Genomic DNA, 15,383 nt, shown 5'->3' on the forward strand with positions numbered 1-15,383 from the left:
CTTTGTACAAAAGACGAAGCCTACACTTGGCTTATACAAAACTAACTCAACCAAAGATAAAAAATAGGTTTTATAATTCTGACCTTAATTTTTATCGTTTAATATCAATCCTAAAATCTTTATAAATGCTTACAAAATCACAGTCTTATTCTCATTCATTATAGTAAGCAATTTTTAGTTTTTGTTCTTATCCTCTATCCACCCAAATTGGAATTTATTTGTTTTCAAAACCATTCAGAGCGGTCATACATAACGTTCCGTGTATGGTGTCGTAGCATCCCGGAGGGTGCTATGCACTATAAACATTGTTGGCTTTTAGTGCTTTTCTCTTTTTACATCCGAGTGCAAGTCAGACTTAATTTTATGTTTTTCCATTTTCTTTCAAATTCTGCATAATAATCCAATATGGATATCATTAATCAATTTCTCAACTTAGTTTTCGTTCTTTTAGAACTATTTCCAACACCTTATATTTTTTAGAATTTTTGATAATTAAGTATATGAAGTAAATCGGAAAAATCATTGGAAGAAGAAAAGCGATAAAGTTCTTTTTTGAACCTAAGAACCAAGCCATAAATCCAACCGCAATAATTCCAGTCAAAAAACCAATTATTAATGCATTAGTTACTTTTCTCTTTTTCAGCTTCTTTTTTTCAATTATCAATTCTTCGTTCGATAATTCAGAAAGTGTTTTCCTATCCATTCAAATTAGTTTTATATTCTGGTTTGGGCATTAAAGCCAACGTCTCGGCTATGGTTAGTACGGGAATTAAAAAGCAATTAATTTCCGATTAAGCACTTAAACCAAAACTTTTTATTTTGTTTTATCTTTTCATTTTAAAGCCAAATCAAAAGATTTGGCGGACTTAGTTAAAAGCTCTAAACTTTGGGTTAAGCACCAAAACCCGTATTAATTATAGCCATTGTTAGGCATCTGGCTTTATTTATTTCTCCCAAATTTTCCGAACAAGTTTAATCAAAGGAAATTTAAACTTTTCTTTTTCTACAATTTTAGATTTCTCTTTAACTGGTTCAGGTTGTTCAGTTATATTTTTGTTTTCTTTCTCCGCTTTTTCTCTTTCAGCCATTTCAATTTCCCATAGTTCGTCTTCGTCAGGTGGTTGAACTAAATCAGCACCACCATTATGCGCAAACTGAACATAGTTTTTAGGTGGTTTCGGCAAATGCGCTTCACATTCTTTAGAACATAGATTTGCGAGCATAGGAATAGTGTCAGTTCCAATATGTGCAGTAATCCACATTTGGTTTGTCGTTTCGTCTGTTAGTTTTTTATCGCATACACTACATTTTAGATTATCTCCAAAATGTTTCACAGGATTATGGTCAAGTTTCGGAAATCCCATTCGGTTTTTATAATTTCCATAAAGTGCTCTCGTACTAATTCGGCTGTCTTTTAGTTTTTTACATCTAGAAATCTCGAATGGAAACCAATTCAAATCGTAAGAAGTGTATGGGTCAAAGTATTCGAGTGATTCCATTTCACCAATTTCAGGCGGAATTCTCTTTAAATTACTTCCGTAAAGTCCAACTTTCTTTACTTTTTTAAGTTTAGAAATAGATTCGGGCAGAGTATAAATCTGCGAAAACAATTCATCTCCTATAGCTTCTCTCGGTACAAACTCATCAGTACCATTTTCCGCAACTACATCAATATATTCACACAGTTTTTTCCAAGCAACAGAATTCCTGTCTTGTACATCATTCGGTATTTTAGAAATTCGTTTATTCATTTGAGTGATTTCAGCTTGTGCCTAACTACTTAATATGCACAATTGCGCATATCTACCTTTCAAATATAACCCTATTTCTCAATGTAATCCAAAGGACTTTTAATATTTGTAAGCATATCACTGGCTACATGTGTGTAAATTTCAGTAGTTTTACTTGAATTATGTCCTAAAAGTTTTTGTATATAACGTAAATTGGTTCCGTTTTCTAATAAATGAGTAGCAAAAGAATGTCGTAATGTATGAACCGTTGCTGGCATAGTAATTTTCGCTCTTTTCTTAGCTTTGTTAAATATACTTCGAATACTACTAGCACTATATTTCTTTTGGTTCGGTCCCTCAAAAAGCCATTTTTTTGGCCTGTATACCTTATAATAAACACGTAATTGCTGTAAAACTTTGGGAGATAACAAAGTTATTCGATCCTTTTTCCCTTTTCCATTTCTTACCCAAATACGCATTACATCTGAGTCAATGTCTTTAATTTCCAAATTAATACATTCAGAAATTCTAAGCCCTGCACTGTAAATAAGGGTTAAGATGACTTTATGCTTCAAATTACTCGTTACATTTAATATTTGTAATACCTGATTTGCAGATAAAACACTAGGCAGCTTCTTCGCCCGTTTCGGCCTTTCCAAATCAATATACTCAAAAGGATATTTCAATACATTTTCTAAATAAAACTTAACTGAATTAATACTTTGATTTTGATAAGAAACAGATTTCTGATGCTCTGTTATTAACTCTCTATGATACCTCTTAATATCATCCATATGAATAGCATGAATAGGCGTAGGATACATATTCCGTAAAAAAAGAGTAAACATATGCACATAGCTATTTTGAGTACTTTGACTGTAGTTTTTTCTGATTAATAAATCAGTCAAATCTGCAACTGCTTTTCGGTACTCCTTTTTAATGTGACTATGGTGCTGAAATTTAGATAATCCCATGTGACAAATATTTGTATTTTTGTGTAAATAACCGTTTTATAAACGTTTATATACGTTTATAAACGTTTTTAAACGCTTATTTATGAAAAAGAAAAATTGCTTAGCCTGTGAACAAGAGTTAATAGGTAGAACGGACAAAAAATATTGTGATGCTCAATGTAGAAATCTATATCATAATAGAAATAGAGGGCAATATGAATTCATCATACGAGAAATGAATAAACAACTTCGTAAAAACAGAGCTATACTGGCCTATTTCTGTCCAAGCGGTAAAGCTACCATACGTAGAGAAGTAGCCGAAGAATTAGGCTTTCTACCAGCTACCTTTACACATATTTTCAGTTTTAATAAAGGACGCTATTATTTTTGTTATGATTACGGGTTTTTACCCTTTGTTGACCAAAAAGGAATAGAAAAATTAATAATTGTTCAAAAACAAGAATACATGAAAACTAGTAATTTTAATCCTTGGCGGTATCGACATTGAGAATAATTCTATACTTATACCTGTTATTGTTTGATTTACTGTAAAATAAAATGAGTGTTCTTTTCTTTATATAAAATAAAAAAATCAATAACAGCAGTAGCTATGATTTCCTTTTATATTGAGATAGAAAGGAAAAAAGAACGTTTTATTGCGGTACATTCAAATGGTAAATAATACTAATAGTATTAATGGTAAATGTAACTTACAGGGCTTTAATATTTAATTACTCTAAAAAAATCGTCCAAAGTTAAAATAATCATATAAACCCAAATAGAACTGAAAAAAAGTTGTTTTTACCACTTCTATTTCAAGTTATAACAGACTACCATACTGGTGAGGTTTTTATACTGTTTTGAAATTTGGTAAGCCAGTTTCAATAACATACTTTTGTAATACATATTCTAACAAAATTCATTTTTTGAAAAAGCAATCACAAAACTGGAAAGAAAAACTTCATGAAATTATTTATGAAGCAGATACCCCTGAAGGAAAATTGTTCGATATCATTTTATTAATTGCTATTTTATCTTCTGTTGTTTTTGTTATGTTAGAAAGTGTTGTTGATATACAACTAAAATATGGTTCTCTTCTAAACATCGGAGAGTGGATTTTAACCATTCTTTTCTCTATAGAATACATCCTTAGAATTATTTCCATAAACAAGCCATTCAAATATATTTTTAGCTTTTATGGTATAATTGATTTCCTTTCAACCATTCCAAAATATTTATCTATTTTCTTTATCGGAACACATAGTTTGGTTGCGTTAAGAGCCTTACGACTGTTGCGTGTTTTTAGAATATTAAAATTGGCACGTTTTATAGGAGAGTCCAATAATTTTATAAAAGCCTTAAAAGCTAGTAGAACGAAAATCGTCGTTTTTCTGTTTTTTGTTTTTATTCTTTGTATCATACTGGGTACGGTTATGTATTTAATTGAAGGGGGTGAAAATGGTTTTACAAGCATTCCAAGAAGTGTTTACTGGGCCATCGTAACACTTACCACCGTTGGGTATGGAGATATTGCTCCTCAAACACCTTTTGGACAACTTATTGCCAGTGTTATCATGATTTTAGGATATGGGATTATCGCAGTACCTACAGGTATCGTATCTTCGGAAATAGTGAGGGCTCAGGATCTTCATTTAAATACACAGTCTTGCCCGCACTGCTCATGCGAAGGGCATGATGATGACGCTATTTTTTGCAACCATTGTGGAAGTAAACTTCACGATTCATGACAAACAACACACTCATTACTATAGTTGGAGCAACCGCCATCGGAAAAACTGCTTTAAGTATACAACTAGCAGCACATTTTGGCTGTGATATACTTTCTTGTGATTCTAGACAATTTTACAAGGAAATGACCATTGGTACGGCGGTACCCGATGAAAACGAGCTTGCCGCAGCTCCGCATCATTTTATTCAAAATAGAAGTGTTTTTGAAGATTATAATGTTGGGCAGTTTGAAAGGGATGCGCTGCTTACATTGGAAACTCTTTTTCAGAAAAACCCAGTTCAAATCATGGTGGGCGGTAGTGGCTTATATGTGGATGCCGTGATCAAAGGACTCGACTATTTTCCAGATGTTGACCCTAAATACAGAAAAGAGCTTACGCAGCAATTGGAAGAAAAGGGTATTGCTTTTTTGCAAAATCAGTTGCAAGAACTAGATCTTGAAACCTTTAAAACCATTGCCATTGACAACCCTCATCGACTTATACGTGCTTTAGAAATTTGCTTAGCTACTGGTAGTACCTATTCTTCTTTTAAAAATAAACCAAAAACTCCAAGAAATTTTAAAAGTATAAAAATTGGTTTAAGAGCTGACAGAGAAATTATGTACAACCGTATAAATCGTCGTGTAGATATTATGATGGAAAACGGGTTATTAGATGAAGCTAAAGCCCTGTATCCGAACAGCCATCTTAATGCCTTACAAACGGTAGGTTACCGCGAGCTTTTTGACCATTTCGACGGAAATTTCACGAAAGAATTTGCTATTGAAGAAATCAAAAAAAACACCAGAAGGTTTGCCAAACGCCAAGGCACTTGGTTTAGAAAAGACCCTACTATCGAATGGTTTAATTTTGAAAAACCGCATAGCGAAATAATTACGGAAATTCAGGAAATTATGGATCGTTCTTAAATTCACCTCAACAATTGTTCTTCAAATAGTAAACTTGATATTCTTATAAATGACCTCTAAGATTCAAACATATAAAAATAAAATTTAACTCTTTTTAATTGTCTAGCGTACCCACTTTTATATATTTGTGCAAAACAATTTGAGAACATGAAGTCAAAAATTTTACTTTTAACTACACTTTTTTTATCTACTATTAACTTTTCACAAACCAAAATAGGTACCATTAATACTGATTTGATTATTGGAAAAATGCCTCAAACGAAAAATGTTGTGAGCAGAATTGGCAATTATGCAAAACAATTAGATTCTACTTTTCAAGTAAAAACGAAAGGTTACAGTGACAAAATTGAAGCCTATAAAAAGGTAGAAAAAACCTTATCTCAAGAAGATAAGAAGACCCAAATACAAGAAATTACTGCTATGGAGCAAGATATGGGAAAATTTCGCCAAAATGGCTCACGATTAATTCAGTTACGTAGAGATGAATACATGCGTCCATTATATAAAAAACTAAACGAAGTCGTTGAAGAAGTAGCTAAAGCGAATGGTTACACACAGATATTAACCGTTAATGGTAATGAATTTGCGTATATTGACGAACGCTTTGATATCACAAAACAAGTTTTAGCGAAATTAGGAATCAATGAATAACATTTTTATGGATGCTCCGAAACTTTAAGAATTTACAATTACAATATCACGGTTTTTCGAAAACACCTTTTCTTTGGAATGGAAAAGGTGTTTTCGATTTAATTCAATTCGACGTCAAGAATTCAAACATAGCTCCATTTACTGGTGCTATTACAAACAACTTACCCTTAGGCAAACTAGTAGAACGTTTTGTTTCTTTTGAATTACAACAGCACAATTCAATACGTATTGTTGCTGAAAACATTCAAATTCAACAACAACAATTAACATTGGGGGAACTAGATTGTTTGTTAATTCAAAATACTATACCTATACATGTAGAAATTGTATATAAATTTTATTTGTACGATCCTACGGTAGGTTCTTCCGAGCTAGATCATTGGATTGGCCCTAATAGAAAGGATTCATTCGTTCAAAAGCTCACCAAACTAAAAGAAAAACAGCTGCCCCTTCTCTACTCCTCTGAATGCAATGCGTATGTAAAGCAATTGAATCTTAATATTCAAACCATACAACAAAAAGTATATTTTAAGGCACAACTGTTTGTTCCTTTAAACAATAGTTCAGAACAATACCCGCAAATCAATACAGATTGTATTGCAGGATTTTATTGCACTGCTCAGGAGCTACAGGCATTTGCCTATTGTAAGTTTTTTATCCCTACAAAACTTGATTGGCTGATGTTACCACATCCAAACGTAGCTTGGTTGAATTTTTCACTATTCAAAGAAAGAGTTGACACTTTTATGACTCGAAAACAAGCTCCGTTATGCTGGATGAAAAAAGCCAATGGCGAATTAATTAAACTTTTTGTGGTTTGGTGGTAACCTTGTTTTTTCCCAGTCGCTTTCTCGTATTTATAAAATAAACGCCTGTAAGCAATATTACAGAAGCGATGATCGATTGCACGTTTAATTTCTCTTCTAAAAAATACCACCCTAACAATAAGGCTATCACAGGATTTACATAGGCAGAGGTGGCCACTTTTTCAGGTGACACGACTTTTAATAAATAATTAAAAGAAGTAAAGGCAACAATACTACCAAAAATTATGAGCAAAATCATTGATACCTGGGCTTTATACGTCCAGTTCGTTGGTGAACTCCATGTTTCGTTAAACAGTAAGCTAGAGAAACATAAAAGCACGCCAGCAATAAGCATTTGATACCCCGTACTTACAAAAAAGTTTTTCGGTAGGTTTGCTTTTGAAACAAAAACACTCCCATAGCTCCAACTCAGCACGCAAGTAAAAATCATAAAAATCCCCAGTATACTCCCTTCAGATGTTGTGATTTCTCTTTGACTTACCAATAAATACATTCCAAAAACACCTAAACACACACCTATTATTGATTTTCGTTGCATTCGTTTTCCGTCGATCAGTCTCATTAAAAACAATACAAATAAAGGTTGCGTCGAAGCCAATAGTGCTGCAAAACCGCTATCTATAAACTTTAAAGCCCAAACAAAAACACCGTTACCATACACCAAAAAGAGAACTGCCGCTATGGTAGAATTCATTAATTGATTTTTACTGATCGCTAAAGATTTACGCATCGCTTTTGCAATTATCATGATTAAGACTCCCGCAACCGTAAATCGAATGGAAGCTAATAACAAAGGTGGTATTTCAGATACTGCAATTTTATTCCACAAATAGGTAGACCCCCAAATAATATAAATTGAAAAAAAAGCTAGCACAACTAGCAAAGTAGATTTCTTCATATCTCTTGACTTAAGGCGCTAAATGTACAATAAAGTTTTACTTTATGACAATACGAGTTGTAAAAATCATTTCAAACTCGTATGCCAAATCTATGGCATACGAGTTTGATTTTACTGTAAAAGAAAATGGTAAATGGTATCACTTTACTTTATCTAATCTTTTTCATGAGCTACTTGATGGGTTTTAATATAGGCTATATCTCGCGTGTTTTTTTGTACCGATATTGCGGCAAAAAGCCCTAGGGTAAAGGATATTCCGTAAAATCCTTTTTCACTCAGAAGCAACTCAGCATTCCATAAACCCACTACCAAGAGAACGATAGAAACTATCGTAGTAAACCAGCTTAAACTATAATACATTTCAGTAATCTGAATCCCTTCTAACCTATCTCGAACCGACTTTTGAACCGAAATAACCGAGAAGAGAGCAAATAAGAGCACTGTAAAATAATATCCTTTTTCATTCAATAACATATCAGAATTCCAAAGCCCGATACAATATGAACTTATTCCTATTATTAACACCGCCCATGAAGCACCAATAAATGCAGGTGTTGGTTTTTGATCAAAAACTTTATGGCTGTCTTTCTTTTTAATCGTAGATGTTACGTTTTGATCCTCTTTCATTGTTTTTTGATTGTCCATTTTTATTTTGAATTAGACCTCAAAAATGACACATTTCCTGAAAAGCAAAAAAACAACATTTTCAAAAAACTAATGACTTATTATAGTTAAATAGTATATTTACTGCTAATTTTATTGAATTTACCTCATACAAAACTAACGACTTAATGAAAGAAATAATTAATATAATTTTTACTTTTTCTTTAGAAGAGCAACAACGATTCACAGCATACTTGGAAAAAAGGAACAAACGAAAAGATGCTAAAAATATATTATTATTTAAACTTCTCTTACAAGGAGAGCGTTCTACGGAGGTGATATGTCGCACTCTTTATGGGACTGCTAAAAAAGATGCTTATTATGTTCTTAAACAACGATTATACAATTCTCTTATCGATTTTATTGCACATAATAAACTACAAGGAGAAAACTCGGTAGATATGCTCATCGTAAAATACATATTAGCGGCAAGAGATTTTTTAATGCATAAAAATTTTAAGGCTGCCTACAAAATTCTTAATAAAGCAGAAGCTTTAGCCAAGGAACATCAATTATTTACTATTTTAAATGAGATATATCATACTAAAATCGAATATGCATACACTAATACTTCTGTTAATCTTGAAGAAACCATAATAAACTTTAAAGAAAACCAACGAAATCATTATGTAGAGGAAGAGTTAAATATCGTATATGCCAAAATAAGACATGTTTTGAATACCATAAATCGATCGGGTACAAATCTTCTAGATTTCGAAACTATTACCAATACCATTTTTAAAGAGCATGATATTAATATTAATGACTCCATGTCTTTTAAATCGTTATACCAACTCATCGCCATAGTGAGCATTTCTGCTTTTGTAAATAAGGACTATTTAAGTATCGAATCTTTTTTAATTAAAACCTATGAAAAGTTAACAACTAAAAAAGATGCTAACAAGCAACTATATTACCATATTAGCGTACTTTATTTAATCGCAAATACGCTATTCAGAAATAAAAAGTTCACAGAATCTTTGACCTATTTAAATAGTATGCATCATCATATGATGTTGAACAAGAAGAAGTACTATAAAAACTACGAAGCTCAACATTCCTTGCTTTTGGCATTGAACAAAAATTACACCAACCATCAAACTGAAGCGATCGATCTATTAGAAAAACACCTCGACAAGAAACATTCAAACCTTGCTATAACGTTAGATATTCAATTAAGTTTACTCGTGTTTTACTTCCAGAATAATCAACTAAAAATGGCCTTTAGTCTGTTTTCTAAGTTTAACCATTCCGATAATTGGTATATCGAAAAAAACGGTATTGAATGGACCATTAAAAAAGGGTTAATTGAAATATTGTTACACCTAGAGTTGGGCAATATTGATTTGTTCGAATCTCGACTTTTAAGTTTCAAAAGAAAGCACTCTAAATACCTAAAACAAATACAGCAATTTAGGGTGCTTACATATCTAGAATTTGTAGAACTTTATTACAAAACTCCAGCAATAGTTACAACGAGTGCCTTTGTAAAAAAAGTAGAAGGTTCTTTTGAGTTTGTTGGATCCAAACGCGAAGATATTTTTGTAATGAGCTTTTATGCTTGGTTAAAAAGCAAGATGACACAACAACCTATTTTTGCCGTGACTCTTGACTTAATTAAACAGGCACAACGTGAGTTTTAACTTAGGGTAGTAATTTACCACTTCAAATTACCTCTATAAAAAGCCCTTTCTTCTTCATTAGAGAAAAATACCATAATATAAAACTACTCTTACTTTTTATAAAGAAAACATCATCATTTTCTTTTACACCTACTTCAAGTGATCGGTGTTATACTAAAGTTTCTAAATAATGGCTATCGATAGCGTATGTCGTTTTTAAAGCATTAATTTTTTCATTTATCCTACTAGTATCTATTTGTTTAGATGACTTCGCGCCTACCAACATTATATTTTTACGTGTATGCTCATTACTAATAAATTCAAAAACCTTAGTATTATAGTTGTTCTTCTCTAAAATCAGTGCACGAATAGTATCTGTTACCATTTCAAACTGACGCTCTTTAAAAATACCGTATTTTAATAAGGGGCTTTCTTGTTCTTTTCCTTTTACTTGCTGACGAATTTGTTTGTGACAGCACGGAGCACAAATGATTAATTTAGCATTGGATATCAAACCTTTAAAAATAGCATCATCTGTAGCTGTATCGCAAGCATGTAGTGCAATTAAAATATCAATTTTATCATTATCATATTCTTCTATAGGTTGTGCCACAAATTGAAGATTGGTAAATTCACATTTTTTTGCAACATCATTGCAGTAGTTAACTAGGCTTTCTCTCAACTCAATACCCGTAACCGTTACTTCATATTCTTTTTGATGAACTAAATAATCATAAAGTGCAAAGGTCAAATATCCTTTACCAGACCCCATATCTACTATATTTATTTTTTGGGGTAATTTTACGGTTTTAAGCTGCGCTTCAATTATTTCTAAATACTTATTTATTTGACGGTATTTATCAGCCATTTTTGGAATTACATCGTGTTCTTTATCTGTAATTCCTAAGTATTGTAAATACGGGCTTTTCTCAACTCTTTTTACTTTTACTTTATCATGGTTCTCTGGTAGCTTGTTCTTAAAACTTGGTCGGGTAGTTTTATAACTTACTTTTTTCTTTTTAGAAATAAAAGTTTGTAAATCGTTTTCTAAAGTAAACAGTATAGCCGCTCTAAATTTGTTAGATAATAAAAGTTCTAGTTCCTCAAGACACGCCTCAATCGAATAATTTTTTACTTGATCATTGGTGTTATACCTATATAAAAACTGAAAATAGACGTCTCCTTTTAGTTGAATTTGCCTTATGTAGACATTGGGGAATTCGTCACTTTTTCTAATCGGTTTACTGATCGTTAATTTTACAAAAATATTATTGGTGATACTATTTTGAAATTCTGTAAAAAGTGGTTGTAAAGCTTCTTTCATAATGCAAAAATAAAGAATATAACGCGGTATTTCAATGAGATTCTTACATCTGCTTAATTTTGTTTCATTTTTTAATTTTGTTACTTCTATCAGGAGCTCTAGTTTAATTAAATTAGAAATTTTAATTCGGTCATGGTTGTCTAAATAATCTACCAGAAATATATACAGACCATGTTATATCATTAAAAAACGACGACATTTCAAGAAAAAACATCGTCGGTTTTATACACTATGGCAAGTACTAGAAATTTCTAATTCCCAGGCAATAATACCTTATCGATAGCATGAATAACGCCATTTGCTCCTTGGATATCAGTAGCGGTAATATGTACCGATTGGTCACTTGATGTTTTTAACTTCGCACCACTAGCCAAATCTACAGTTACCTTATCACTACTCAACATCGTTATTTCTTGATTGTTTTGTAATTGTTTTGCTTGCACATTAGCCTGATTTACAACATGGTATTTCAATACTGTATCTAATGTGGCTATTGGAATATCTTCCAAACCATTCCATGAAGGATTACTGTCTAAAAGTGCTTGGAATGCATCATTTGTTGGCGCAAAAATCGTATAAGGACCGTCTTCTGACAATATCGATGCAAAATCAGTTGTATGCCTACTGTCAGTAAGAGCGGCAACCAAGATTGAAAAATTATTATTGTTAATTGCTAATGAAACAACATTGGGCGGTAGCATAACTTTATCTATTATATGAACAACTCCATTGCTTGCATCAACATCAACCGCTAAAGGTTTAGCATCTCCATTAAACGCAACTTCTCCTGTTGTAACTATTTGTAATGATAAATTTTCATCATTAGGACCAACAGCTACAGTAGACACATAGGCATCAGAAAGATCGTACGATTTCACCTCCGATGCAAGCACATGAAACTTAAGAACATTGGTCAATACATCTAATGGAATATCATCCAGTGTGTCCCAACTACTGTTCGAATCTAGTAAAGCTTGAAAAGCGTCGTTTGTTGGAGCAAAGACCGTGTAAGGTCCACTTGTTGTTAATACATCAACCAGTCCTGCCTTTTGAACAGCCGCAACTAAGGTGCTTAAACTTGGTGTTGCTGAAGCCAAATCTACAATATTCTTTGGTGCATCAATATTTGAGTCATTATTGTCATCATTACAAGAAGTGAATGACACGAACATAAAAGTAATTCCTAAAATAAATAGTTTTTTAAGGTTTTTAGTACACATTTTTTATTGAATTAAGTTAGTTCCTACTTCTTATTTATAGTCTATATTCGGTATGTTCAGACTTTTGTTTAACTTTTTTAATAATACATTAAACAAAATAAAATTGTTTAAAAAAATAACGTTTATCGATTTTATCTTCAAAACGTTATCCAAATATACAATTTTTGTTTAACAAAATAAATAAAATATTAAACAAAATTATTTTCTTGTTTCAAGAACGCTTTCGACATCTTGAAAAGAGAAGCCTTTAGCCTTTAATAAAATTAAATAATGGTATAGCAAATCTGCTGCCTCATCCTTAAACAACTTCTCATTATCATCTTTCGCTTCAATCACTAATTCTACCGCTTCTTCCCCAACTTTTTGAGCTACTTTATTTATCCCTCTCTTAAACAGTGTATTGGTATAGGAATCTTCTACATTATTATCAATCCTCTCGTTGATCGTTTTTTCTAATTCATATATATACCCTTTGGAGGTTTCTTTCCCGAAACAAGACGTAGTTCCTTGATGACAAGTTGGTCCTTTAGGCACAACTTTTATCAATAGTGTGTCATTATCACAATCTAATTGTATCTCTTTGACCATTAAAAAATTACCTGATACTTCACCTTTGGTCCATAACCTATTTTTACTTCTACTAAAAAAGGTTACTATATTTTCTTGCTGTGTTTTTAAAAACGCTTCTTCATTCATATACCCTAACATTAATACTTGAAGTGTGGCATTATTCTGAATTATTACAGGCACTAAGCCTTTTCCTTTTGTAAAGTCTATATTCATCTCACTGATATATTTTGTTCTTGTAAATACTTTTTTAATTGTGGCACTGGAATTTCTCCAAAATGAAAAATGCTAGCTGCGAGCCCTGCACTCGCCTCTGTTTTGGAAAACATCTCTTTAAAATGTTCTTCCTTTCCTGCTCCTCCAGAGGCAATTACTGGTATGTTTACGGCTTTACTTACTTGTGCTGTGATATCAATTGCAAAGCCTGCTTTTGTTCCATCATTGTTCATAGAAGTAAGTAATATCTCTCCTGCTCCTAACGCTGTTACCCTTTTTGCCCATGTTACGGTTTCAAGGTTGGTTTGATAGGTACCTCCTTTTGTAAAAACTTTCCATACCTCATCTACCTTTTTAGTATCTATGGCTACCACTACAAACTGACTTCCAAACCGTTGCTTTAAATCAACTATAAGCTCTGGATTTTTTACTGCGGATGAATTGATACTTACTTTATCTGCTCCGGCATTTATTAAAACCAAGGCATCTTCAACAGTACTAATCCCTCCTCCTACAGTAAACGGAATATTTATTTCTTTTGCTATACGCTCTACAAGTTTTACTAATGTTTTTCGGTTTTCGAGTGTTGCTGTAATATCTAAAAACACAAGTTCATCGGCTCCTTGCTGCACATATCTTTTTGCCAATTCTATAGGGTCGCCAGCATCTATAATATCAACAAAATTTACCCCTTTAACTGTTCTTCCATTTTGAATATCTAAACAAGGTATTATTCTTTTTTTTAACATAATTCCTGCAACTCTTTTAATGTTATATATCTTTCATAAATGGCTTTTCCCAATATTGCTGCTTCACAACCTATCTCTTTCAACTTTATAAGATCTTCAATGCTTGAAACTCCTCCACTAGCTATAAGGTTAACAGCACTTTCTTTTAAAATTTCCTGGTACAAACCTATCGAAGGTCCTTGCAACATGCCGTCTTTGGTTATATCCGTACAAATTGTATTTAGTACTCCCTTGTTTTCATATTCTTTTATAAAGTCTATTACATCTACTTCCGATGTTTCTAACCAACCATGAGTGGCTATTTTTCTATTTTTGCAATCTGCTCCTAAAATTATTTTATCACTTCCGTGTTTCGTCAACCACCTTATAAAGGTATTCGGATCTGTAACAGCAATACTTCCACCTGTAATTTGATGGGCACCGCTTTCAAAAGCTATTCGTAAGTCTTCATCTGATTTTAATCCTCCTCCAAGATCTATTTTTAGATTGGTTTTTGTAGCAATTTGTTCTACGATCTTGTAGTTTACTATATGCTTCGATTTTGCACCGTCTAAATCTACTAAATGTAAATATTGAATTCCATTATCTTCGAATTCCTTCGCTACCTCAACTGGATTCTCATTGTATATTTTTTGGGTTGTGTAATCTCCTTTTGTCAGGCGTACGCACTTCCCTCCAATAATATCTATCGCTGGTATTATTCTCATTTGTTTTGTTTTTAGAGTTCTAAAAAATTCTTTAGTAACTGGGCTCCTACACTGGCCGATTTTTCTGGATGAAATTGCATTGCATAAAAATTGTTTTTTTGCATTACCGAACTAAATGGTTGGATATAATTGCAAGTAGCTATGGTATATGTACAAATTTCTGCATAGTATCCGTGTACATAATACACATCATCTGACAGGTTTATATTACACATAAGTTGAGCCGGTTTTATCTCGGAGAAACTATTCCATCCCATGTGTGGTACTTTTGCTAATGGAGGGAACTTCTTGGTTAGTGTATCAAAGATTCCTAAACATGGGACACCACCTTCTTCAGAAGATTTGCACATTAGCTGCAACCCTAAACAAATCCCTAACATCGGCTGCACAAGTGAGCATATAAGCGTGTCTAAGTTTCTTTCTTTTAAATAAGCCATTGCAGAGCTTGCTTCACCTACGCCAGGAAAAATAACCTTTTCAGCTCGTTTTATTTCATCAGGGCAATCCGTTAATACACTATCATACCCTAAGCGCGTAATGGCATTTTGCACAGATCTTATATTCCCTGCGTTGTATTTTATTATTGCGATCATTCTA

17 protein-coding genes are annotated in these 15,383 nt (G+C 32.6%); 6 read left to right on the top strand and 11 right to left on the bottom strand.

The features are described 5' to 3' along the window. Positions 1–427: 427 nt before the first annotated feature. The 3 genes from AC2TDS_RS03420 to AC2TDS_RS03430 all read right to left on the bottom strand — a co-directional run bounded on the left by AC2TDS_RS03420 (position 428) and on the right by AC2TDS_RS03430 (position 2,704). Positions 428–703 carry a hypothetical protein gene (locus tag AC2TDS_RS03420; RefSeq protein ID WP_484737720.1) on the bottom strand — a complete coding sequence of 92 codons (276 nt, stop codon included), beginning with the start codon at positions 701–703 and terminating at the stop codon, positions 428–430. 241 nt (positions 704–944) lie between these two features. Beyond that, positions 945–1,751 carry a hypothetical protein gene (locus tag AC2TDS_RS03425; protein ID WP_484737721.1) on the bottom strand — a complete coding sequence of 269 codons (807 nt, stop codon included), beginning with the start codon at positions 1,749–1,751 and terminating at the stop codon, positions 945–947. A gap of 71 nt (positions 1,752–1,822) precedes the next feature. Beyond that, positions 1,823–2,704 carry a tyrosine-type recombinase/integrase gene (locus AC2TDS_RS03430; protein WP_484737722.1) on the bottom strand — a complete coding sequence of 294 codons (882 nt, stop codon included), beginning with the start codon at positions 2,702–2,704 and terminating at the stop codon, positions 1,823–1,825. An 82-nt stretch (positions 2,705–2,786) separates the two neighbouring features. Here AC2TDS_RS03430 and AC2TDS_RS03435 point away from each other — a divergent pair, with 82 nt between their 5' ends. The 5 genes from AC2TDS_RS03435 (at position 2,787) to AC2TDS_RS03455 (ending at position 6,820) form a co-directional block, all read left to right on the top strand. Then, complete coding sequence (locus AC2TDS_RS03435; RefSeq protein WP_484737723.1) at positions 2,787–3,191, top strand: hypothetical protein; 405 nt, start codon at positions 2,787–2,789, stop codon at positions 3,189–3,191. A gap of 418 nt (positions 3,192–3,609) precedes the next feature. Beyond that, positions 3,610–4,431 (top strand): ion transporter, encoded by an 822-nt coding sequence (locus AC2TDS_RS03440; protein WP_484737724.1) that lies wholly within the window; start codon positions 3,610–3,612, stop codon positions 4,429–4,431. Further along, positions 4,428–5,342, top strand: coding sequence for a tRNA (adenosine(37)-N6)-dimethylallyltransferase MiaA (miaA, locus tag AC2TDS_RS03445; protein WP_484737725.1), 915 nt, complete (start codon positions 4,428–4,430; stop codon positions 5,340–5,342). The genes AC2TDS_RS03440 and miaA overlap by 4 nt, the downstream gene beginning before the upstream one ends. A 147-nt stretch (positions 5,343–5,489) precedes the next feature. Continuing rightward, positions 5,490–5,993 carry an OmpH/Skp family outer membrane protein gene (locus AC2TDS_RS03450; RefSeq protein ID WP_484737726.1) on the top strand — a complete coding sequence of 168 codons (504 nt, stop codon included), beginning with the start codon at positions 5,490–5,492 and terminating at the stop codon, positions 5,991–5,993. 11 nt (positions 5,994–6,004) lie between these two features. After that, complete coding sequence (locus tag AC2TDS_RS03455; RefSeq protein ID WP_484737727.1) at positions 6,005–6,820, top strand: DUF1853 family protein; 816 nt, start codon at positions 6,005–6,007, stop codon at positions 6,818–6,820. On the opposite strand, the gene AC2TDS_RS03460 is transcribed toward AC2TDS_RS03455, so the two are convergent. Together AC2TDS_RS03460 and yiaA are read right to left on the bottom strand one after the other, a co-directional pair. Then, positions 6,795–7,718: an EamA family transporter gene (locus tag AC2TDS_RS03460; RefSeq protein ID WP_484737728.1), complete on the bottom strand. Its 924-nt coding sequence runs from the start codon at positions 7,716–7,718 to the stop codon at positions 6,795–6,797. The genes AC2TDS_RS03455 and AC2TDS_RS03460 overlap by 26 nt on opposite strands. A gap of 153 nt (positions 7,719–7,871) precedes the next feature. After that, positions 7,872–8,363, bottom strand: coding sequence for an inner membrane protein YiaA (gene yiaA, locus AC2TDS_RS03465; RefSeq protein WP_484737729.1), 492 nt, complete (start codon positions 8,361–8,363; stop codon positions 7,872–7,874). Between the two features lie 146 nt (positions 8,364–8,509). Here yiaA and AC2TDS_RS03470 point away from each other — a divergent pair, with 146 nt between their 5' ends. After that, the gene (locus tag AC2TDS_RS03470) at positions 8,510–10,024 is read left to right on the top strand and encodes a hypothetical protein (protein WP_484737730.1); all 1,515 of its coding nucleotides are present in this window, start codon (positions 8,510–8,512) and stop codon (positions 10,022–10,024) included. Positions 10,025–10,172: 148 nt separating this feature from the next. On the opposite strand, the gene AC2TDS_RS03475 is transcribed toward AC2TDS_RS03470, so the two are convergent. From AC2TDS_RS03475 to hisH, 6 genes are all read right to left on the bottom strand, one after another. Beyond that, positions 10,173–11,327: a class I SAM-dependent methyltransferase gene (locus AC2TDS_RS03475; protein WP_484737731.1), complete on the bottom strand. Its 1,155-nt coding sequence runs from the start codon at positions 11,325–11,327 to the stop codon at positions 10,173–10,175. Between the two features lie 251 nt (positions 11,328–11,578). Beyond that, on the bottom strand, positions 11,579–12,547 hold the full coding sequence (locus AC2TDS_RS03480) for a fasciclin domain-containing protein (protein WP_484737732.1): 969 nt from the start codon (positions 12,545–12,547) through the stop codon (positions 11,579–11,581). A 198-nt stretch (positions 12,548–12,745) separates the two neighbouring features. After that, complete coding sequence (hisIE, locus tag AC2TDS_RS03485) at positions 12,746–13,330, bottom strand: bifunctional phosphoribosyl-AMP cyclohydrolase/phosphoribosyl-ATP diphosphatase HisIE (protein WP_484737733.1); 585 nt, start codon at positions 13,328–13,330, stop codon at positions 12,746–12,748. Continuing rightward, a complete protein-coding gene (gene hisF, locus AC2TDS_RS03490) occupies positions 13,327–14,079 on the bottom strand; it encodes an imidazole glycerol phosphate synthase subunit HisF (RefSeq protein WP_484737734.1) in 753 nt (250 codons plus the stop codon). Before hisF ends, hisIE begins: the two co-directional genes overlap by 4 nt. Continuing rightward, on the bottom strand, positions 14,073–14,786 hold the full coding sequence (hisA, locus tag AC2TDS_RS03495) for a 1-(5-phosphoribosyl)-5-[(5-phosphoribosylamino)methylideneamino]imidazole-4-carboxamide isomerase (protein ID WP_484737735.1): 714 nt from the start codon (positions 14,784–14,786) through the stop codon (positions 14,073–14,075). Before hisA ends, hisF begins: the two co-directional genes overlap by 7 nt. 11 nt (positions 14,787–14,797) lie before the next feature. After that, positions 14,798–15,379: an imidazole glycerol phosphate synthase subunit HisH gene (gene hisH, locus AC2TDS_RS03500; RefSeq protein WP_484737736.1), complete on the bottom strand. Its 582-nt coding sequence runs from the start codon at positions 15,377–15,379 to the stop codon at positions 14,798–14,800. Positions 15,380–15,383 lie beyond the last annotated feature (4 nt).

Source organism: Tenacibaculum profundicola (assembly GCF_057220795.1).